Annotated in this window: 18 protein-coding genes and 1 pseudogene; 11 read left to right on the top strand and 8 right to left on the bottom strand. The window is 60.5% G+C overall.

What is annotated here, in order from left to right; all coding sequences use genetic code 11:
• Nucleotides 1-85: 85 nt before the first annotated feature.
• The 4 genes from MTX21_RS18615 (at nucleotide 86) to MTX21_RS18600 (ending at nucleotide 9,099) form a co-directional block, all read left to right on the top strand.
• Entirely contained in the window at nucleotides 86-1,375 is a 1,290-nt protein-coding gene (locus tag MTX21_RS18615) for an efflux RND transporter periplasmic adaptor subunit (protein ID WP_280966228.1), read from the top strand.
• Nucleotides 1,372-4,470, top strand: a complete 3,099-nt coding sequence (locus MTX21_RS18610; RefSeq protein WP_280966227.1) for an efflux RND transporter permease subunit — start codon at nucleotides 1,372-1,374, stop codon at nucleotides 4,468-4,470. Before MTX21_RS18615 ends, MTX21_RS18610 begins: the two co-directional genes overlap by 4 nt.
• Before the next feature lie 29 nt (nucleotides 4,471-4,499).
• A complete protein-coding gene (locus MTX21_RS18605) occupies nucleotides 4,500-7,622 on the top strand; it encodes an efflux RND transporter permease subunit (protein ID WP_280966226.1) in 3,123 nt (1,040 codons plus the stop codon).
• Nucleotides 7,623-7,716: 94 nt separating this feature from the next.
• Nucleotides 7,717-9,099 carry an energy-coupling factor transporter transmembrane component T gene (locus MTX21_RS18600; protein WP_280966225.1) on the top strand — a complete coding sequence of 461 codons (1,383 nt, stop codon included), beginning with the start codon at nucleotides 7,717-7,719 and terminating at the stop codon, nucleotides 9,097-9,099.
• Nucleotides 9,100-9,433: 334 nt separating this feature from the next.
• Here MTX21_RS18600 and MTX21_RS18595 read toward each other — a convergent pair whose 3' ends face one another.
• Together MTX21_RS18595 and MTX21_RS18590 are read right to left on the bottom strand one after the other, a co-directional pair.
• Nucleotides 9,434-10,543, bottom strand: coding sequence for a cytochrome c peroxidase (locus MTX21_RS18595; protein WP_280966224.1), 1,110 nt, complete (start codon nucleotides 10,541-10,543; stop codon nucleotides 9,434-9,436).
• Between the two features lie 184 nt (nucleotides 10,544-10,727).
• Nucleotides 10,728-11,057 carry a hypothetical protein gene (locus tag MTX21_RS18590; RefSeq protein ID WP_280966223.1) on the bottom strand — a complete coding sequence of 110 codons (330 nt, stop codon included), beginning with the start codon at nucleotides 11,055-11,057 and terminating at the stop codon, nucleotides 10,728-10,730.
• A 142-nt stretch (nucleotides 11,058-11,199) separates the two neighbouring features.
• Between MTX21_RS18590 and MTX21_RS18585 the strand changes: the two are divergent.
• Nucleotides 11,200-11,286, top strand: a pseudogene (locus MTX21_RS18585) (SOS response-associated peptidase); the annotation flags it as partial.
• A gap of 96 nt (nucleotides 11,287-11,382) precedes the next feature.
• Here MTX21_RS18585 and MTX21_RS18580 read toward each other — a convergent pair.
• The 4 genes from MTX21_RS18580 to MTX21_RS18565 form a co-directional block, all read right to left on the bottom strand.
• A complete protein-coding gene (locus MTX21_RS18580; RefSeq protein ID WP_280966222.1) occupies nucleotides 11,383-11,676 on the bottom strand; it encodes a hypothetical protein in 294 nt (97 codons plus the stop codon).
• A 159-nt stretch (nucleotides 11,677-11,835) separates the two neighbouring features.
• Entirely contained in the window at nucleotides 11,836-12,873 is a 1,038-nt protein-coding gene (locus MTX21_RS18575; protein ID WP_280966221.1) for a Cj0069 family protein, read from the bottom strand.
• Between the two features lie 81 nt (nucleotides 12,874-12,954).
• Nucleotides 12,955-13,263, bottom strand: coding sequence for a hypothetical protein (locus MTX21_RS18570; protein WP_280966220.1), 309 nt, complete (start codon nucleotides 13,261-13,263; stop codon nucleotides 12,955-12,957).
• A gap of 50 nt (nucleotides 13,264-13,313) precedes the next feature.
• Nucleotides 13,314-13,694, bottom strand: coding sequence for a sulfite exporter TauE/SafE family protein (locus MTX21_RS18565; RefSeq protein WP_280966219.1), 381 nt, complete (start codon nucleotides 13,692-13,694; stop codon nucleotides 13,314-13,316).
• A 1,219-nt stretch (nucleotides 13,695-14,913) separates the two neighbouring features.
• On the opposite strand from MTX21_RS18565, the gene MTX21_RS18560 reads away from it, so the two are divergent.
• From MTX21_RS18560 to MTX21_RS18545, 4 genes are all read left to right on the top strand, one after another.
• Entirely contained in the window at nucleotides 14,914-15,213 is a 300-nt protein-coding gene (locus tag MTX21_RS18560; protein WP_280966218.1) for a hypothetical protein, read from the top strand.
• A 253-nt stretch (nucleotides 15,214-15,466) separates the two neighbouring features.
• A complete protein-coding gene (locus MTX21_RS18555; protein WP_280966217.1) occupies nucleotides 15,467-15,760 on the top strand; it encodes a hypothetical protein in 294 nt (97 codons plus the stop codon).
• Nucleotides 15,761-16,085: 325 nt separating this feature from the next.
• A complete protein-coding gene (locus MTX21_RS18550) occupies nucleotides 16,086-16,319 on the top strand; it encodes a hypothetical protein (RefSeq protein WP_280966216.1) in 234 nt (77 codons plus the stop codon).
• Nucleotides 16,320-16,332: 13 nt separating this feature from the next.
• On the top strand, nucleotides 16,333-17,106 hold the full coding sequence (locus tag MTX21_RS18545; protein WP_280966215.1) for a hypothetical protein: 774 nt from the start codon (nucleotides 16,333-16,335) through the stop codon (nucleotides 17,104-17,106).
• A 58-nt stretch (nucleotides 17,107-17,164) separates the two neighbouring features.
• Here MTX21_RS18545 and MTX21_RS18540 read toward each other — a convergent pair whose 3' ends face one another.
• Both MTX21_RS18540 and MTX21_RS18535 read right to left on the bottom strand, forming a co-directional pair.
• Complete coding sequence (locus tag MTX21_RS18540) at nucleotides 17,165-18,580, bottom strand: ATP-binding protein (RefSeq protein WP_280966214.1); 1,416 nt, start codon at nucleotides 18,578-18,580, stop codon at nucleotides 17,165-17,167.
• Complete coding sequence (locus MTX21_RS18535; RefSeq protein ID WP_280966213.1) at nucleotides 18,577-19,260, bottom strand: response regulator transcription factor; 684 nt, start codon at nucleotides 19,258-19,260, stop codon at nucleotides 18,577-18,579. Before MTX21_RS18535 ends, MTX21_RS18540 begins: the two co-directional genes overlap by 4 nt.
• 300 nt (nucleotides 19,261-19,560) lie before the next feature.
• Between MTX21_RS18535 and MTX21_RS18530 the strand changes: the two genes are divergently transcribed.
• On the top strand, nucleotides 19,561-20,109 hold the full coding sequence (locus MTX21_RS18530) for a hypothetical protein (protein WP_280966212.1): 549 nt from the start codon (nucleotides 19,561-19,563) through the stop codon (nucleotides 20,107-20,109).
• An 84-nt stretch (nucleotides 20,110-20,193) separates the two neighbouring features.
• A complete protein-coding gene (locus MTX21_RS18525; protein ID WP_280966211.1) occupies nucleotides 20,194-20,562 on the top strand; it encodes a hypothetical protein in 369 nt (122 codons plus the stop codon).
• Nucleotides 20,563-20,570 lie beyond the last annotated feature (8 nt).

Raw genomic sequence — 20,570 nt, 5'->3', positions numbered from 1 at the left:
GCTTGAGAGGCTCTTCAAGCTCCTAGCGCAATTTTTGCCAATTTCCCCAGGCGGGCCTACAGTATGCGCAGGTGGATGATCCCCCATGTTGAATGCGATCCGCGCCGGGGGCGTTCTTTTGATCGCGGCCGCCGCGGCCGCGTGGTACGCATATGACCAGGCCGGGGCTACCCGTACTCGCGACGATGCGGATGTAGCAAGTGCCTATCGTGGCGGGGGTGGAGGCGGCGGCGGAGGCGGAGGAGGAGGCGGCGGTGGCCGCGGCAGGCATCGCTTCAGTGGGCCGATCGACGTCGTCACGACTCCAGTGGTCCGTCAGGATGTGCCGGTTAATGTTGACGGCATTGGCACCGTTGAAGCTTTCAATACTGTCACGGTGAGAGCGAGAGTCGACGGTCTCCTCCAGAAAGTCGAATTCACTGAAGGTCAGGAGGTAAAGGCTGGTGATCTGCTGGCCCAGATCGACCCGCGTCCCTACGAGGCCAAGCTCAGCCAGGTCCAAGGCATAAAGGCGAAGGACGAAGCTCAACTGGCCAACGCGAAGCTCGATCTCGATCGCGCTGTCAAGCTTGGTCAGTTTGCAACGCAGCAGACCGTGGACACCCAGCGGGCGGTGGTCCGGCAACTGGAAGCGGCCTTGCAGACGGACCAGGCGAATATCGATGCCGCCGCGTTGGAACTCGAATACACCAGCATCCGGGCGCCGATTTCCGGGCGCACAGGAGTTCGGCTCATTGACGCGGGAAATTTCGTTCGCGCGCGGGAGTCGAGTGGAATAGTCATCATCACGCAATTGGAGCCGATCTCGGTCGCCTTTTCTCTACCCCAACAGCATCTCGAGACGGTGAATCGCGCGCTCGCCAAAGGGAAAGTTGCGGTGGCGGCGCTTGATGCAGACGGGAAGAGATTGTGGGAAGAGGGCGTCCTTGCGGTTCTCGATAATCGCATCGATCCTCAGACCGGCACGATCAGACTCAAGGCCACCTTCGCCAACACCGAGCGCAAGCTTTGGCCGGGGCAGTTCGTCAACGTCCGTGTAAGGCTCGACACCGTCAAGGACGGCACCGTCGTGCCCAGTGCCGCCGTCCAGCGTAATTCAAGCGGCACGTTTGTTTACATGGTCGATCCCGAGAACCGGGTCGAGATGCGACCGATCCGAGTCGGCCAGATCGAAGGCAACGTGGCACTTGTCGAATCCGGCCTCGAACCTGGTCAGAAAGTCGTTGTCACCAGCCAGGAGCAACTGCGGCCGGGCGCGAGTGTGACTCCGACTGAGGCTACGGCTGACGCCGAAAGCGGCATCTCCGCCCCACAGATCACGTCCCCAACGCGTCCAGAAGCAGCGCCGAATCGGCGGCATCGGCGGCCGCCATGAGCGTGTCCGCGCCCTTCATCGCCCGTCCGGTCGCGACCTCATTGATAAGTGTCGCGATCCTTGTTGCCGGAGCGCTTGGATTTCGTTTGCTTCCAGTCTCCTCATTGCCGGAGATCGACTTTCCGACGGTCCAAGTCTCGACACAGCTTCCCGGTGCAGGCCCGGACACAACTGCATCGCTGGTCACGACGCCGCTCGAGCAGCAGTTGGGACAGATCGCAGGTTTGTCGCTGATGACGTCGACAAGCTCGTTTGGAATCAGCGTGATCACCATGCAATTCGTCCTTGACCGGGACATTGACGCGATTGGGCAGGACGTACAGGCGGCCATCAACGCAGCTGCAGCTTCGCTGCCAAGTGGCCTTCCATACCCGCCAGTGTACAAAAAAGTGAATCCGGCGGACCAGCCGATCCTCATCCTGGCGCTTACGTCCGACACGCAGCCGATCACGAAAGTCCAGGATCTCGCCGATACGGTGCTGGCGCAGAAGCTGAGCGAAGTAACCGGCGTCGGCGCGGTGATGATCCAGGGCGGGCAGAAGCCTGCGGTGCGGATCCAGGTCAACCCAGTCCAGCTCGCGGCATACGGTCTAAGCCTGGAACAGGTCCGTACAGCCCTGGGTCGCACGAATGTTGATCAACCTAAGGGCAGCTTCGACGGCCCCCACCAAGCATTCATGATAGGGGCTAATGACCAGGTTCTGGCACCTGACGCCTATACAAACGTGATCCTTGCGTACCGAAACGGAGCTCCCGTCCGCGTAGGCGATGTCGGTAGCGCGGTCTATGGGGCCGAGAACGCGAAAGTCGGCGCTTGGTTCAACGGTCGACCAGCCGTCATACTCGACATTCAGCGCCAGCCCGGGAGCAACACTATCCAGACGGTCGACCGGATTCACGAGCTTCTGCCGCGGCTGCGAGCGGCCCTGCCGCAAGACATTCGGTTGACGATCCTGAGTGATCGCACTGAGACCATTCGGGCCAGCATTGCCGATGTCGAGTTCACGCTGATGCTCACCGTCGGATTGGTCGTGCTCGCGATTTTTCTGTTTCTCCGTCGCTTCTGGGCGACGGTTATCCCGAGCGTCGCCATCCCGCTTTCGATCATCGGTACGTTCGGCGTCATGTATTTGGCGGGATTCAACCTCGACAATCTCTCCCTCATGGCGCTCACGGTCGCGACCGGCTTCCTGGTCGACGACGCGATCGTCATGATCGAGAACATCGTGCGCCATATCGAGGCTGGAGAGGCACCGCTGGAAGCCGCCTATGAGGGCGCACGTCAGATCGGGTTCACCATCATCTCCCTGACGGTCTCGATTATTGCGGTGTTCATCCCGCTTCTGTTTATGCAGGGAATCGTCGGGCGACTGTTTCGGGAATTCTCGCTGACACTGTCGGTTACCATCGTTGTGTCGGCCATCGTATCGCTGACGCTCACCCCAATGATGTGCGGGCACCTCTTGCGTAGGGAGCAGGAGCAGCCCAGCAACGCGTTCCTGCGTGCCTCTGAGCGGGCATTCGCGACGAGCCTAGCGCTCTACGAACGAAGCCTCGCGTGGGTGATGCGGCAAAAGGCAACCACTCTCGCGGTTGCATCGGCGACACTGGTCGCTACCGTGGCGCTGTACGTGCTGGTTCCTAAGGGCTTCTTGCCTGTCCAGGACACGGGTGTCATCGTTGCGACGACGGATGCGGAGCCCGGAATTTCGTTTCAGAAGATGGTGCGGCTGCAGATGAAGGCCGCTGAGATCGCCCGCCGCGATCGAGATGTCGGTGGCGTTGACTCGTTCGTTGGCGTCGGACTTGTCAATGCGACACCGAACACCGGGCGCATGACAATCGTGCTCAAGCGACGCGACCAACGGACCGACACGGCTGCCGAAATCGCAGGGCGGCTCCGTACCGCTATGGCGGAGGTGGAGGGCCTCTCGGTCTACCTCCAGCCCGCACCCGAAATTCAGATTGGGACGCGCACCAGTCGAACGCAGTACCAATACATCATGGTCGACGCAAACCCGGTGGAGTTGGCCGAGTGGGCACGGCGGTTGCTCGAAAAACTGCGCTTGACGCCGTTGCTCCAGAACGTAGCGAGCGACCAACAGCCGGGCGGCCTCGCTGCCGACGTGGTTATCGATCGCGACAAGGCCGGACGCCTTGGAGTGCTCTCGCAGACAATAGACGATACGCTTTACGATGCCTTTGGGCAGCGTCAAGTCTCGACCATCTATACGCAGCAGAACCAGTATCACGTCGTATTAGAGGTGGCGCCGGACTTCCAGCTCGATCCAGCTGACTTGGGACGCCTTTACGTGCCATCGAGTCAGGGCGCACAGGTTCCGCTCGAAAGCTTCGCCACGGTAAGGCTTGGTAACGCGCCACTTGCGATCACACATCAGGGCCTTTTTTCGTCCGTCACGCTCTCCTTCGACCCGGCGCCGGGTGTCTCACTCGGACGGGCGGTGCAGACCTTGCGCGAAGCAGAGGCGGCGATTGGCATGCCCAATTCCGTCATCGGCTCATTCGCCGGTGAGGCCGCCGAGTTCCGAGCCTCACTCGCAAGTGAGGTTTGGCTCATCCTCGCCGCCGTGGTCGCTGTCTACATTGTACTCGGCGTGCTCTACGAAAGCACCATTCACCCGATTACGATCCTGTCGACCCTACCTTCCGCGGGAATCGGCGCCTTGATAGCGCTTATGATCACGGGAAACGACCTGTCACTGATCGCGGTGATCGCTATCATCCTCCTCATCGGGATCGTTAAGAAGAACGCGATCATCATGATCGATTTCGCTTTGGATGCGGAGCGGACGCGAGGGCTGCGTCCGGAGCAGGCGATCTTCGAGGCCTCGCTCAAGCGCTTCCGTCCAATTATGATGACGACTATGGCGGCCCTTCTTGGATCCATTCCTCTCGCGCTCGGGACCGGTCCAGGATCAGAGCTGCGCCGTCCACTTGGCATTGCGATCATCGGTGGTTTGTTGCTCAGCCAATTCCTGACGCTCTACACGACACCGGTCATCTACGTTGCGCTCGACCAAGTCCGGGCGCTGCTTCGCCATCGCTTGCGAATGAGTCCGGGAGCTGCGGAATGAGGTAGCACGAGCCAAAACGATCGGAGTTCATGGTGGGCTATCTGGAAACGTGCCTGCGACGACCCGTCGGCGTCAGCTTGCTGATGCTCGCGCTGCTGCTGAGCGGTGCACTGGCGTCTCGATTTCTGCCCGTGGCATCACTGCCGCAGGTGGATTATCCGACCATCATGGTAACGGCGGAACTTCCGGGCGCCGAACCGCAGACGATGGCCACCGCCGTCGCCGCGCCGCTGGAGCGGCGCATCGGGCAAATCGCCGGTATTACAGAGCTCACCAGCACGAGCCTTCTCGGCATCACCACCGTCGTCGCCCAGTTCGAGCTTAACCGCCCGATCAACGCCGCGGCTCGCGACGTGCAAGCAGCCATCAACGCGGCAGCACCCGATCTTCCGGCGGGTATGTCGCACCCACCAACCTGGCGCAAGAATAATCCATCGGCAGCGCCGGTCCTGATCTTGGCGCTGACATCCACGTCGCTTCCGTCTGGCGTGGTCTACGAGGCGGCAGAAACGATTCTGGCGCAACAGCTTTCCCAGGTAGAGGGCGTGGGTCAAGTCACGGTCAACGGCTCCGAGAAGCCTGCCGTGCGTGTGCAGGTCAACCCGGCTGCGATTGCCTCGATGGGACTCGGTCTTGAGGATGTGCGAGCCGCCTTGAATGCCATCAACGCAACGGGACCCAAGGGACGCATCGACGCAACGGACGGCTCATATGTCATTCGCGTCAACGATCAAATGCGCTGGGCCGACGAATATAAGTCAGTGATCGTCGCCACCCGCCACGGCACGCCGATCCGACTCGATGCGGTCGCATCGGTCGTCGACAGCGTCGAGAACGTCCGCACCTCGGGGTGGTTCAACAATCAGCCGGCCGTGCTGGTCTTCGTTTTCAAGGAGGTCAACGCCAATGTGATCGAGACGGTGGATCGCATCCGCGCGCTTCTTCCGACACTACAGGCATGGCTCCCGCCGGCCGTTGATCTGTCGGTGATGAGCGATCGAACGGAGACGATCCGCGCCAGCGTGCACGAGATAGAACTCTGCCTCCTGATCAGCCTCGGACTTATTGTGGCTACAGTATTCCTGTTCTTGCAGCGGCTCTGGGCCACCTCGGCCGCAGCAATTACCATCCCGCTGTCGATTGCCGGTACCTTCAGTGCGATGTATCTGCTCGGTTACAGCATCGACAACCTGTCCTTGATGGCGCTCACGGTTGCAACAGGGTTCATTGTCGATGACGCCATCGTGGTCATTGAAGCGATCAGCCGTCGGATGGAAAATCGCGAGTCGCCGCTCCAGGCAGCGCGCCAAGCCGCTCGCCAGATCGGTTTCACCGTCGTTTCGATCAGTGTGTCCCTGATCGCCGCCTTGATCCCGCTTCTGTTTATGGGGGGCATGATCGGGCGGCTATTCCGCGAGTTTGCCGTCACGCTGGCGCTGGCCATCGCGATCTCCGCGATGGTGTCCCTGACATTGATTCCGGTCATGAGCGCCTATCTCGGTCATGCGCGCAGGGGAACGGGGAAACCCGCGTTTGATCTCATTTTCGAGAAGCTTCTCGCCGCATACGAAGCCGCCCTCGTGGTCGTCCTGCAACATCGCAACGCGACTCTCGCCGCGATGGGGGCAACCGTCCTCGCCACCGCTGTTCTCTGGATCCAAGTGCCAAAGGGATTTTTCCCTCAGCAAGACACGGGCGCCATTGTTGCCATCGCTGAAGCGCCGATGACCGTTTCATTCCAAGCGATGACGCGGAGGGTACGGGCGCTCATGAGCGTCCTTCTCAATGATCCGGCGGTCGCGAGGGTGGGGAGCTACACCGGTCAATCAGGCACCAGTTCGAACCAGGCCCGCATCTTTATCGCCTTAAAGCCACATGCCGAGCGCGGTCTCGACACGGATCACGTCATCGCGCGCCTGCGCCGAGCGACGCGCGAGGTGCAGGGAGTTGCACTCTATATGGTGCCTGTCCAGGAGTTGCGCGTCGGCGGCCGGATCTCCAAGGCACAATATCAGTACACCATCACGGGACGAGATCTGGGTGAATTGGAGATATGGGCAGGGCGCCTTGTAGAGCGTCTGAATGACTTCCCGGATCTTCGCGACGTAACGACCGATCTCGAGGTAGGCGCCTTGCAGGCGATGCTTGTCATCGACCGCGACGCGGCCGCGCGGCTCCAGGTGGCACCGAACGATATCGACCAGACTCTCTATGATGCCTTCGGCCAGCGTCTTGTATCCTCAATCTACGCTCCCCATTACACGTATCACGTCGTCCTTGAGGCCGCTCCTGAGCTGCAGGAAGACCCGTCTTCGTTGGCGAAGCTGTACGTCGCGGGGCCAGGCGGCAAGCAGGTCCCGCTGGGGAATGTCGTTCGAATCGAGCATGGCGTCCAAATGAGTGCCGTCGCCCATCAAGGGCAAGCCCCGGCGGTGACGCTCACGTTCTCGATGCGGCCCGGCCTACCCATCCAGCGGGGTACAGAGATCGTCGAGCGCGTGGTCCGCGAACTCGGCCCGCCAAGCCATATCCAGGGCAGTTTTCAAGGCAATGCACGAGCATTCACGGACTCACTCGCCACGCAGCCCGTGCTGATCGCCGTGGCGCTTTTCGCCGTGTACGTGATGCTCGGTATTCTCTACGAGAGCACTATCCATCCCGTGACGATCCTGTCGACCCTCCCGTCAGCCGGGGTCGGCGCCATCCTGGCGCTCTGGGCGATTGGGCGCCCGCTCGATCTCATTGGCGTGATCGGAATCATTCTGCTCATTGGCATCGTTAAGAAGAACGCGATCATGTTGATCGATTATGCGCTCGTCGCTGAGCGCGAATACGGCCGTTCGCCGGAGCAGGCGATTTTCGAGGCGTGTAGTCTGAGATTTCGTCCCATCCTGATGACTACCATCGCAGCGATTCTTGGGGCGGTGCCACTGGCGGTCGGGCTGGGTGTCGGTTCCGGGCTGCGGCAGCCGCTCGGCATCTCAATTATCGGTGGGCTGTTGGTGAGCCAGGTGCTGACGTTATTCACGACGCCCGTCGTGTATTTGGCACTCGACCGCCTGCGGCCCGATGTCGAAAAGCGCAGATTTGAACACCGCGCCTCGCGCACGCGTACCAACGCGGGCGCAGCGGGAGGTATCCAGGCTAAGTGATGGGTAACGAGACGCACATCGGAGCGGTCCCGATCAAGCGTGATCCAGCGCGTCGTTCATTGCCATCGCTGGATTGGCTGAGGAGTGACGCGGCGTGACCGAGATGCAGCACGAGACCCCTACCAGGACCGCCGTGTTGAAGGTCTCGTACCTCCTCGCGGTGACGGTTGTTGCGTTCGCTGTGCCGGCGCTTTCGCTGACCGCGCCGGCGCGCTGGTTTGTGATTCCCAGCCTTGCAGGAATCCAGGCCATCATTCTCCTGGTCTGCCGAGTCGGTCTGCGAGATGTCACACGCATGGCCTTGCGGCTCAAGTGGCTGTTCGTCTTCCTGATTGGCATGTATGCCCTGCTGCCGCCCGAGAGCCCATCTGCAAGCGACGTGCTGACGGAGTGGCCCGTTCCATGGGTTGGCTGGTCGCTAACGATCAACATGAGCGGGCTCGAGAAAGCGGCGCTGATGTGTCTCCAGATCGTGACCGTCCTGCTGGCATCGGCTGTCGTGCGCCTGACCGGGAGCGGTCGCGATTTTGTCAATGGCCTGCATGCATTCCGATTGCCACCGCTGTTCGTGCATGCGCTCGACCGGACTCTTGCTCTGCTCGAAGGCCCGCACGGAACGGGGCGCGGGCGGGGCGGCGCACGCGGCCGCACATCCAGGCCCGGAGTTTTTGCTTTTTTGCGGCAGGTCTTGCGAGGTGACATTGGCGCGTTTGCCGACATCATCCGACAGAACATTGCGCTTGCGGAAACCCATGCAGCTTCCGATGTCGATCCGCGGGTTGAAGCTCAATTTGCTCATGATGTCGCGGTCATTGCGGGAATCGCCTTGTGCATGGCGTCACTCAAGATGCTCAAGATCCTGCCGGGTCTGCCATTCGCATCGGGGCACAAGACGTTTCTATTGTTTCCGCTGTATGTTCTCGCCGCGCGCCTGACTCAGGCCCGGTGGGGCGCCACTGCGGCTGGTTCGATCATGGGCATCATCGGTTTTCTTCAGGGCGACGGCCGGTTCGGCGTTCTGGAAATATTCAAGCACGTCGCACCTGGCCTCGTTATTGACATCGGCGAGCCGTTGGTGCGGCGATGGCCACCGTGGGCGCTCGGCTATTGCGTGCTTGGGTTCTTCGCGGCCATCGCGCGCACCGCGACCGAATTTGTTGTCGTGCTGCTGCTCGGCGCCCGGGCAGAAATCTACCTCTTTCCCGCCGTCAAGCTGGTGCCGAATCTGATCGCCGGCGTGCTCAGCGGCTTCGTGTCGGTGATCGTGCTGCGTGTTATCGCCGAGTCGGGTTCGAAGGCCTCAAGCGAAGCAGCTGTACAGCCACACAGCAGCGAATTGGGGCAACGACCCGAGCAGCACCAGCCGGATGAGGAGGACGCAGGGTTGGCCGGGAAGGGATCATCGTCGCGCCACGGCCGTGGCGTCGGGCGCAGGCAGAAGTCCGAGCGTGGTGATATGGACGGACCGAAGACCTAAAGAATGGTTTTTCAAGCTGATTGGCGTTACGCTATTGCGATCCCCGCCTCGCCAATGCGGCCTTGCATCCTTCTGACAACTCATTTGGGTTCTGCTCTCGCAGACAGCGGCCAGCTCGCTCTTCGCCGCGGCAGAATTTCTCGATCTCTGCCCCACAAGCGCTCCGAACCGGACCCTCGCCGCGAACTGCATCGCTCGACGCTTTGCTGCGCTGATCTTGACAGGTTGCACTCTGCACGCAGCTGATCAAAATCAGCATGCTGAGAATGGTGCGTATCATAATTCACTCTCGTGTTGGGTGACCTGGCGGATCAGGCCAGGCGTTCCGTGCGGCTCAGTGCTTGCTGTCTCCGGTCGATTGATTCCCCGCTGCTGCGAAGGCGCTGGGGGGCAGCACAGGCACTTCGCGAAAATTGTCCGGTAACTGGCCGGTTAGGCTTCCCAAGAAAGCAACGATGTCCGCAATATCCTGCTGAGCAAGATCCTTTCCCAGCTGCACCTTGGCCATAATGCCAACGGCTTCTGGCAGGGTATTGACCGCTCCGTCGTGGAAATAAGGCGGTGTCATTGCAACATTGCGCAGGCTGGGCACTTTGAACACGTACGTGTCCGCGTCATCATGGGTGACGTCGAAGCGGCCCTTGTCGATCTCGGTGCTTCCAGTTTCCTTCCAATAATCTTCGGCGATCCCAAATTTCTGGAACATGCCGCCCCCGACGGCTGGGCCACCATGACAAGCTGCGCAGCCAGTCTCGAGGAACGTTCTCAACCCGCGCTGTTCGGCGCTTGAGAGAGCCTGGGCATCGCCCGAAAGATATTGATCGAAGCGAGACGGAGTAGCCAGTGTGCGCTCGTAGCTGCCGATTGCCTTGCCCCAATTCTCCGGCGTTACGGGATCCTCTTCGCCCGGGAATGCCTTGGCGAACATCTCCGAATAGCCGGGAATCGCCTTTATGTTTCTCATCGCGGAGTCATAGTCGGGATTGCCGAAACTTGTCGGCCCGACTAACGCTTGGGTTGCTTGGTCTTCGACGTTTTTCCGGTCGCCGCGCCAATGCGCATTAAATTGCAGTGCGGCGTTAAGCACAGTTGGCGCATTGCGCGGGTTGATCGTGTCCCGCGCACCGTGAGGTTTCTTCAGTCCATCGGTCCCATAGAGAAACGGCTCGTGACAGCGAGCGCAGCTCGCAGTGCCATCTAACGAGGCACGGGAATCAAAGAACAGCATACGACCCAGTTCGACGCGCTCGGGCGTGATCGGGAACTCCGACGTCGCCATGTCTTTAGGCAATGGCTGAAAAGTCTGCTGCGCGTCGGCCAGCAATCGGGAATCATCTGCCGCGCCGTTCACGGCGAAGCTCAACGCGAAGAGGCTCGTTACCGAACCAGCTGCGATCAACGCTGCCGCGCTCCAACGAGAGCGGGATACCGGACTTGCGCCCATCCGTCCCTCCCACTCATGCCTGGATAGCAATGCCCGATTCCCAAATTAGTTCCAGCAACTCGGCGTCCACAGCAGCTCCCGCAACTCCCCGAAACTCACTGCATTTGTCGCAGCCGGCGGATAAGAGCTCCCAACACGTTAGGTCGGTCCAGAGGTGACGAGCGGGATCGGGTGGCAGAACCTGTCAAAATCTCGAGTTCGCGAGTGCGTCGAAATCCTTGCGCGCCACCGCGGCGACTGTAGGGACGCACTTCTGCTCGCTGGCATATTCCGGAACGTCGCCGCCGTCATAGAGCCGCGTGATCGCGCCGTTTGCGTTGGCGATGCCGGCAACGACGGTTGCAAGATAGAGGTAATAGTTCGACACGTGCATAGCCACGATGCCACCTGGCTTGAGCTTGCGCAGATAGACCGCCGTCGCCTCATTGGTGAGGAGGTGCATCCGAATTGCGGCGCCGAGAGAGGTGTCGATAAGAATAATATCGTAACCGCCATCGGGTGCGTTTGCGGTCATCAGCCGGGCATCGCCTTGCACGATGGGAATGTTTGGTCGGGACGCCGACACGAAGTTGAGGGCGTGGGATCGCGCGCGATCCGGATAACGTCAGGATCGAGTTCGCGATAGATGGCACTATCCTCGGGCCGCGCTTAGCAGCATCCTCGCGCTCTTCCGCGTGATCAATCGCTACGTCGGCAACCTGCCGCCGATGCCAAGCGTGTTTCCCGGCTATCCGGCGCCGGTGCACGGACTAGGGCACCGTGTCGGCGGTGGCGTGTGTTCAGGTTTGCCGCGCGAAGCTTGTGACTGCGCAAAACGACAGACGACCTAAAAGACACGCTTAGGATTTATCATGCTTCTGGCCGCCCTTGTGCTCACCTTTGTGGGCGCCCTTGTGGCCGCCACGACCAGGACCGGTACCAGACTTGTCACCCTTGGCGAGGATCACATTGCCTCCCAAGATGCCTCCGTGACCGCTTCCGGCGACGTCGCCGGGAGCGACTTGGCGCTTTTGAATGGCAGCCCCAGTTGCTCCCAATTCAGGGGCTCCGACCTGCTCTCGGCTGGCCGTCAACGCCATCACTGCCGTAGGCGCCAAAAAAATGACTGTCAGAGCCAGAATCGTTTTCCGCATGGCACTCCTCCAGATGGGAAACTGATGAAAACTCTAAAGTCGGTCCCTAAGTTCCAAAACCCCTTTAAGACACGACGTGATCGCCCCCATGTGGGGTGGTCCGGATACCGTTGTTGGCGGCCAGCTAGTCACTGACGCGGTACGGTAACGATTGACTGCTCAGAGCTTCGACTGCAAGCGATCGGCAACTCGGCGGGCGATCTCCGCCGGTGCCTCATCCGGGATCGGGAAGACTGAACTGACGTTGATCTCACCGAGCACGTAGCTGTCGGTTCCGTCGGTGCCGGGCGGGCCGAGCATGAAGTCGGCGTCCCAGATCATCGGGAGATCGCTTATCGGAATATCTAGCGAGGACATAAGCTGCGGCGTCCACTCGTCTTCCATCAGCCGGCGCAGGCGCTGGAAGCGCGGGTGGGACTTGGACGTGTAGAGCCGCGGGCCGGCTTCGGCGCGCGCGGCCAGTGCCTCGACCAGGGCTTTGACCTTGTGGTGGCCGAAGCCAGCGCAGCGATCGCCTGCCATGTAGCAACGCACCACACCCTCGCTCAGGCGCGTCTGGAACGGCTGATCGATCACGTTGCCGTCTTCGAAATACGCGATGCACCGGTCGAGAAAATCGTTCAGCGTCACTACCTCTGATACATCCTTCGTTGCGTCAAGCACGCGTACCGTAAGTCGGTTGCTAGAACCGGCCAGCGCCTCGAGCTTCCACACACCTTGACCGCCGTTGCCGCGGTTGCGCTTGATGACGCGAGGCCCGGCGGCGAGCCGTGACGGCAATTCAGCGCGCATCGCCTCGGCCGTTCGATACAGGGCCGTGTCGCAGCCCCAGCTCATCGTGCGAGTACGATGGAGCACCTCCTTGGTGCCCATTTTGAGGATCACGTCGGGATGGGCGCTCACCCACACGCCGCGCGCCGCGACCTCGCGCAGCAGCGCGTCGAGGTTCGCACGGTTGCGCCCCTCGTGAATAGGGTTGACCCAGACGAGCACGCCATCGAACGTGGCAAGCTGTGCGCTGACGGCGTCGCGGACATCGTCCTCATAGACCACCGGTTCGGCATCGACGCCGATATCTTTGAGCGCGGCGAAGACATTCCTGAACCGGCTGGTCTCTGGCGCGGCACTGCGGCGCGCTTCTTCATCGCCCCGCCAGAGGATAGCGACCCGGCCGAGGCGAGTTGAGGGTTTAGACATGGAACTACTCCGGATTCATTGATCGATGTGATTGCGTATTCGTCATGTGTCCAGCAGGGCGGGGCACTCCACAGGCGAACCCTAGACAATCAGGACCGCGCCCGTAGCCAGAAGCAACACCAGTACGATCTTGCGGAATGCAGCCTCATCAAGCCGGCCGAACAACTTGAGACCAAGCCAGGTACCGGCGAACAGGGCTGGCAGGCCGATCAGAAAAAGCCCGACCGTATCCGCGCCGAGTACGCCTTTGGCACCGATCCACAACGCACTAACCAGGAACGTCGCCACGGCGACTGGTTGAAACACGGCACGCTGAACATCCTTGGGCCAGCCGCGCAGTCCACACCAGATCGTGACGAGTATTCCGGCGAGCCCCGTGATGCCGCCCAACGCGCCATTGAGGAATCCGACAACGGCATCGGCCGCGGCGCCCGGTGCTTTTACTGCTTTACTGGCGCGATCGCAGGACGAAATAGCGCATAGAGGCTGTAGAGAACGAGAAACACGCCGACACCAGCGCGGACGTGCCGAGGATCGCCCCAGGTCAATATCGATACGCCGACCGGCACGCCGAGTGCTGCACCAAGGATGAACGGCCAGAGCCGTCTCCAATCCAGCGCACTCCGCAGTTTCCAAACGGAGTAGGCCTGCACGATCAGCCCAAAGGCAATGATTAAGCTGACGCTCTGCAGGGGAGTCAGGATGTAAAGCCAGATCGAGGCGGCGACTAGGCCGAATGCAAAGCCCGAGAGACCCGCGACGAGGGCACCGGCAAAGGTCGCAATAATGAACAGCGGAATCTCAAGAGATATCCCATCCATGTGTTCGCTCCATCACCAAGCGAACAGCTCTTGCATGGGATAACCCACTTCACGGCGAGGCCGCTACGTCCCCAGAAAGACATTAACCCGAACGCCGGAAGAACTCAATTGGCGTGTCAACGCGTGCCGCCAATCATTTACCGTTACCTGGCCGAACTCGGAGAGATCCAATCCAGGCAGGGCTTGTCGCCCGAGGCAGCGACCACTTAACATCGCCGGATTATCCGATGGATGCTCGCTGCGCCGCTCCTCTGGGGATCGTTCGCGCATGCTCGGGTGTCGCCGATGAACTCATCCTCCCCAAACTTCAGCTATCTCAACTACCCGGTGCAGGGCCAGCTACGTCGAAGAGGCCCGCATCAACGGCGCTTTTGAGCGGCTATCACACCAACACTCGCCTTCAAACTCGATAGTGCATGGCCCACGGGGCACACGACGGGATTCGAAGACCAGGCGTTCGTGCGTGACGTGATCATGCACGGGTAGACGTAGGAATTGACCACGCTGATCCATTGCTTCATTCGCGCTCGCGATCTCTGGCGGCGCGAGGCGCGGGCCATCGAACGCTTCCGCAGCTCAAAAAGCTGGCGTCTCAGTCCGGTGATCGGAAGCCAGTGCACGCCGGTTGCTCAGACCGATCGAGGGGACGCCTGCTCAGGCGGGAAGCCATCTGACTGAAAATGACGGGATACGACGAAATAAGTTGAGCAGCCGAGCGCAATCATGGTTTGAACGCCCAACCCCGATATTGCGTGCTTAGGACGGAGTAACCGATGGGTGCACTGACTGTGACAATTGCTACGGCGGGACTGCTCTGCGCCGACGCGCTGGCTGTCGCCGATGCAAAATGCCGAGACGCTCAAGCTCAACTGCTCGATCGGCGGTCAAGAGGCAGCGGCGCGTTTCGAAGCCGACTTGACGAACAGAACCATCAAAACTGGAAGAGGAGTCGTATCGGCGGAAGTGACTAGCCGCGCCGTTAGCTGGCACGAGCGAGGCGTCTTACGAACCGTCAATAGGAATACCTATGCCGTGTTTCGTCAGTTGCCGGATAGGTCGTCTTTTCAGATCGGGATGTGCCGCCCATCAGAGAAATGACGAGTCCGCTTGTGGTCGCTGACGGCTACTCGCCTTGGGGCCGACGCAGCGAAGCAGCGCGGAACCTTCGAACCGGAGCTGAAGAAAATCGTTAGCGTTCGTCCAAATGGAGGAGGAACGCATGCGCAGTCTCGCGGTGATAACGGCACTACTGCTGTCCTGTGGCCTCGGCTCCGCCAGCGCTGAGGAGATGGGAAGAACCAACCAGGCGCAAATGGTTCCGGTACAGCCGGACCAAACTCCTCAACAAGCCGAGCACTCGCGTACGGAAGAGCGGGCGCGCGGAGAGGAAGTGCAGATTGGCCGCGACTGGAAAGCCCAGGACAACGACACCAATCGCGCAGGGAGCGTGGACAAGATGGACGAGAACCATCAAACGGTCGGCCGCGATTGGCGAGCGCATCCCGACGACAAACGCTGAGAGCACTCCGGTCGAGAGGTTTGACGCGACCTGCGAGAGCGGACGGCGCTGCAAGGAAGGCGATCTTGCGCCGTGGCTTCCTGACAGGAATTTCAGAAACTCTTCAGTGGTGAGGCCCTGAGAGAAGGGCAAGATCAACTTGGTCAGGACGGTTCAGAGATCCGCAATGCGTTCTGGGAAGAGCCCCAGCCCGACGACTGATGATCGTCGGCGGGGAGCTCGAGCAATTGAAACCGCGAAGAGGAGAATTGCGATGGATCGAAGATGGATACTGGCCGGTGGTGGTCTGTTGCTGATGGGCATAGCCGGCATAGCCGTAGTGACCGCGGAGCCGAGCAAGGGCCCAGCCTTCATAGCGGGAGATCAACCGGTCACCGAGGATCAGGTACGGCAAAAGCTCCAAGCGGACGGCTGGTCGAATGTGCAGATCGTGCGCGATGGGCAGTATTTTGAGGCTATCGGGTCGAAGGATGGGCAGACTACGAAGATTGCCGTCAATTCGCAAACCGGTCGGCTACCGGCCGTCGACGACGATGACGATGACTGATTCGTAGGCTTCCTTTGTTGTGAGGTATAGGTGACATCGGCGATCCCACGGCATGTAACCGTCCGCGCCTAACGCGGAGAGCTTTCAATTCGACGCAGCCCGGATTGTCGTCAACGTGCCTAGTGCTGGCACGATCGATGTTATTGATCGCACCTCACGTCAAAAGGTTGCATCTTGGCCTACGGAAGGTCGGAGTGCGAATTTTGCCATGGTGCTCGATTAAGCCCATCAGCTTCTTCTTGTAGCCTTTCGGCGCCCGGCAGAACTCGCAGTGGTGTCTTTGAGCGATGGAGCTTTTGTCGGGGGAGTGTCGACCTGCGGAGATGTGGACGATGTCTTCCTCGACGCAAAGCGCGATCGGGTCTACGTCAGTTGCGGTGATGGTTTTGTCGACGTGCTTGCCGTGGATGGCGACACCTACCGGCAAATTGATCGCATACCCACCGCAGCTGGTGCAAGAACTTCACTTTTTGTGCCTGAGCTCGATCGCCTGCTGGTGGCTGCTCCGGCTAAAGCGGATGACGTAGCTGCTATTTTCGTGTTTCGCCCGTCGCCATGAGGGCGCGCCGATCATGATCGTCAGAAAGTCGACGTCTATGCGGTGCGTTGCGGTTTCCTTAATCGCTCTCGCCGGCAGTGTGTGCTCTGGGCCTGCTTTCGCATATCGGCCGTTTGACGGCACGGATGCGGCTGTCGCCGCACCTGGCGAGCTCGAGATCGAATTGCAGCCGGCGGGCGTTCAACATGAGCAGGATACGCGCACGCTTATTGCGCCGTGGACCGTCCTGAACATCGGATTGAGCGAAGGATGGGAGGCGGTCTTCGAAGGGCGAGGTGAGACGCCCCTCTCGCCCTCCGGCCCCACCGAACTCATGGATGCCGGCGCGTTCGTTAAGCATGTCGTGGTGCCCGGGAGCCTTCAAGAAAAGTCCGGACCGAGCGTGGCGACGGAATTCGGCGTGCTTCTGCCGAACAGCACGGGTAGTAGCGGTGCTGGCCTTAGTTGGGCGGGCATCGTCTCCCAGCGCCGGGATTGGGGCACAGTTCACTTCAACGTGGAAACCTTGCTGACGCGGGAGCACCGCGCCGATGTGTTCGTTGGCACCATCGTCGAAGGGCCGTCGAAGTGGAAGCTGCGACCGGTCGCAGAAGTCTTTTACGAGAAGGAGTTCGGCTTGGCGGAGACCGTGTCGGGGCTGGTGGGCTTAATTTGGCAGGTTAGCGATAAGCTGTCCTTCGATGTGGCGTACCGCCACGCAGCTATCAACGCTCATCCGCTTAACGAAATTCGCGCTGGGTTGACCTTCGCTGTTCCGTTTCGGTTCGAAGGCGCCCACAACCGCTGATCGATTGAGGCCGCATATGAATTTCTGGAGTGATGGCACCGGCCTGCGGCAGACCGTTTCACGGTGACGCGATCTCTTGTTTCCCTCCGCGCAGCTCATTCGGAAACTGACGATCGTCGCTGACCCCGAATGAAGCATCGGGTAGAATGATCCGGAACAAGCTTCCATCTGTCACATCGCTTGCGAGCTCGATTTGGCCGCCGTTCGCCTCGACCGCCCATCGAGCGATCGCGAGCCCCAGTCCAACCCCGCCCGCTTCCCTCGAGCGGCTGGTGTCGACGCGATAGAACCGATCGAAAATACGATCCTGGTGCGTGGCAGGAATTCCCGGTCCCGTATCTCGTACCTCGATCATGGCCCGCCCGCTGGCCGCATTCACTTCGACGCTGATCGTGCCGCCATTTGGAGTGTATTTGATCGCGTTGTGTATCAGGTTCATGAGCGCATGCCGAATGAGCGCGGCGTCTCCTCTAACATGGACTCGGACGGGAGCTCGGAACCTGAGGTCTTGGTGCTTTTCGTCGGCGAGCACCCGGAGCTGATCGATAACATGTCCTGTCAACGCTCCGAGGTCCACGGCCTCGGGAGCCAGCTGGACCTTGCCCGAATCGGCCCGCGTGAGGATCAGAAGGCTCTCGACGAGCCGCGTGAGCCTGTCGACCTCCTCCAGCATGCTGCCGATGACGTCGCGATACGCAACAGCATCAAGCGGGTTCTGTAGCGCCACCTCGCCCACGCTGCGCATCGCGGTGAGTGGGGTGCGCAGCTCATGCGAAGCATCGGCCGTGAAACGGCGCAATCGTTCGAACGCGTCTTGCAGACGGGATAGCGTGTCGTTGAATACTGTCGCGAGCCGCCCGAACTCGTCCTCGGCGTTATCGACCGGAAGCCGTTTGGCGAGCGATTCAGCGGTGATCTCCCGAGCCTTTTGCGCCATGGCGCCGACCGGGGAGAGTACGCGGCCCGCAAGGAAGTAACCTCCCGCGATCGCCAGGCCCGCGGCGAACGGAATGCCAGTCGCGAGGATGATTGCGAGTGTCCAGAGCGTGTCCCGCAGCGAGGTCTCGTCAATCGCGGCGGCCACGTGATACGACGATTCTGAGGCACTCTGGACGCGATAGCGACGACCGTCTGGCGCGGTCCAAGACAGCGGCGACGTCGGTTCGCCTCTTTGCAGCGCACGCGATAGTCCTTCTCGTTCCCATGCCTCGCTCTGCTGGCGGGCGCCGCCGTCGTCCACCTGGAACAGTGTAATGCCCCAGTCGGGGGCCAAATCCCTCAGTTCGTCCGGCTCCTCGCGATATATCTTACTGATGGTCGCGATCTCGTGACTGAGTTGCGCGTCCAGGCCGGCGTAGAGGCGAGCCTGGACGAAAAGCAGAATGCCCGCGGAAAACACACATACGATCAGGGTCAGCACGCCAGCATGCCAGAACGTAAGCCGCGCGCGCACGCTTGGCGGGCGGATCTTCATCCTTGCCTCCCGTTCAAGAGGTACCCAAGGCCGCGGACGGTGTGGAGCATCTTTCTCTCGTAGGGCTCGTCGACCTTGCGGCGCAACCGCGCTATCGTAACGTCAATAACGTTATCGAGCGGCGTCGCCCTGGCCGTTGCATGCCATACGTCATGTGCAAGCATCTCCCGCGACACGACGCGGCCGCTGTGTCGCAACAGGTATTCGAGCAGGTCGAACTCCTTCGTTGTCAGGTCGAGAGACTGAGCTCCCCTGCAGACTTTATGCGTGACGAGATCCATCTCAAGATCCTCGTGCTGCAGCTTGAGGATCTGGTCCATGCGTCCACGACGGAGGAGCGCCCGGATGCGGGCAAGCAGCTCGGAGAATGCAAAGGGTTTTGTGAGGTAGTCGTCAGCGCCCTGGTCTAGGCCGATCACCCGGTCCTGGACCGTGTCCTTAGCCGTGACGACCAGGATCGGCGTCTGATTGCCACACCTGCGCAATGTCGCGAGGACATCGAGACCGTCGCGGCGGGGCAGCATAAGATCGAGCAACAGAAGGTCGAAAGAACGCTGGCTGGCGAGAAAGAAGCCCTCTTCTCCAGTCGGAGCGATCGTGACTTCGTAGTGCTCTGCTTCAAGGCCCTCGCGCAACGCATTAGCGACTTTCGTTTCGTCCTCAATGATCAGGATACGCACGATCTGCTCCGTCAGAGAGCTGCTCTTGAGCCAGTATTATAGACCGGTTCCTCCCTGTCGCAGCCTTCCTGACAGGGATTTCAGAAACTCTTCAGTGGTGGCAGCGCTGAAGCACGACCAAAATCCAATCGCTGATTGGACGGGCGGGCTGGCTCTAAAGCGGCCTCGAGGCGTCCGACCGGCGGAAAAATTGGCGACGACAATGTCGCGTGACCAGGCCGCTCAATCGTCGGAACCGACATAGGTAATTGTGCGACAGCGGCTTTTGATCGCTGGGCATCCCGATCAATGGAGGAGATCATGACTAGACGACAAATGCTACTGACCTCCGCCTATGGGTTCGTCATCGTGGCTTTGGCGACCTCGCTTGCCAGTCATCAATCGGCTCTTGCGATCGGCCCAGACCAGGAACAGGCCGAATTGGCAAACGCCCTAAGTGGCGTGAAGGTCACCTTGCAGCAGGGCTTCACGACCAGCGAACGGGAGGGCCAGCCGATTTCCGGGAAATTCGAGATGGATAAGGGCAAGCTCCAGCTCTCCGTCTATACGGCAAAAGAAGGAAAGTTCTTCGAGGTCATTGTCGATCACATGACTGGAGCTATCGCCAAAGTCGAGCCGATTACCGAGGGCGAGGATCTTGCCCACGCCAAATCGCAGAAGGCCGCAATGGAGAGGGCAAAGGTCAAGCTGGCGGACGCCGCGACCAAGGCGAAAGGACAGGCGAAAGGAGAAGCAGGGGAGGTGCTTGTTGTGAGTGCAATGCCAGAGCTGAAGGACGACCGTCCGGAGGCCACGATTGTTCTGCTGCAAAGAAAGAAATTCTCAACGACTTCAGAGCGGCTCGACTAGAAGTCCACGACTGCTCCAGTCGACGTGCTGACTGTCATCTTATAGGAGGATGCGATGAGAACTGCCCGAACATGGATTAGCCTAGTGCTGGCGGCCGGCGTAGTGACGATCGGCCTCGGAATTGATGGTGCTGGCTGGAGCGGCGCCGCCGTCGCGCAGAAGAAGTCCCAGGGGCGGGAATCCGTGGATAGGATCGTGACCTCGTTACGCGCAGTAGATACAGCTTATGCGTCAGGCAACGCGACTGAGGCTGAAACCCGATTCAGGGAAGCGCGTGCGGCCTGGAACAGCGTTGCGCCGAGGATTTCAGCGCGCGAGGCTCGCGAGCAACAGCTACTGTTCGATTCCCTCGGCAATCAGCTTAAGAGTGGCGCGCCAGCCACCAAGGTGAAATCGACCGTTTCCGGCATGATCGGCGAGCTCCACGAAGACATCGAGCGCGAACTGAGGTAGGAGCAGTC

Origin of the sequence: Bradyrhizobium sp. ISRA430, from assembly GCF_029909975.1 — a bacterium.
Classification (GTDB): domain Bacteria; phylum Pseudomonadota; class Alphaproteobacteria; order Rhizobiales; family Xanthobacteraceae; genus Bradyrhizobium.
The sequence above is the reverse complement of the archived record's forward strand: the minus strand, read 5'-3'. Positions and strand labels throughout refer to the sequence as shown.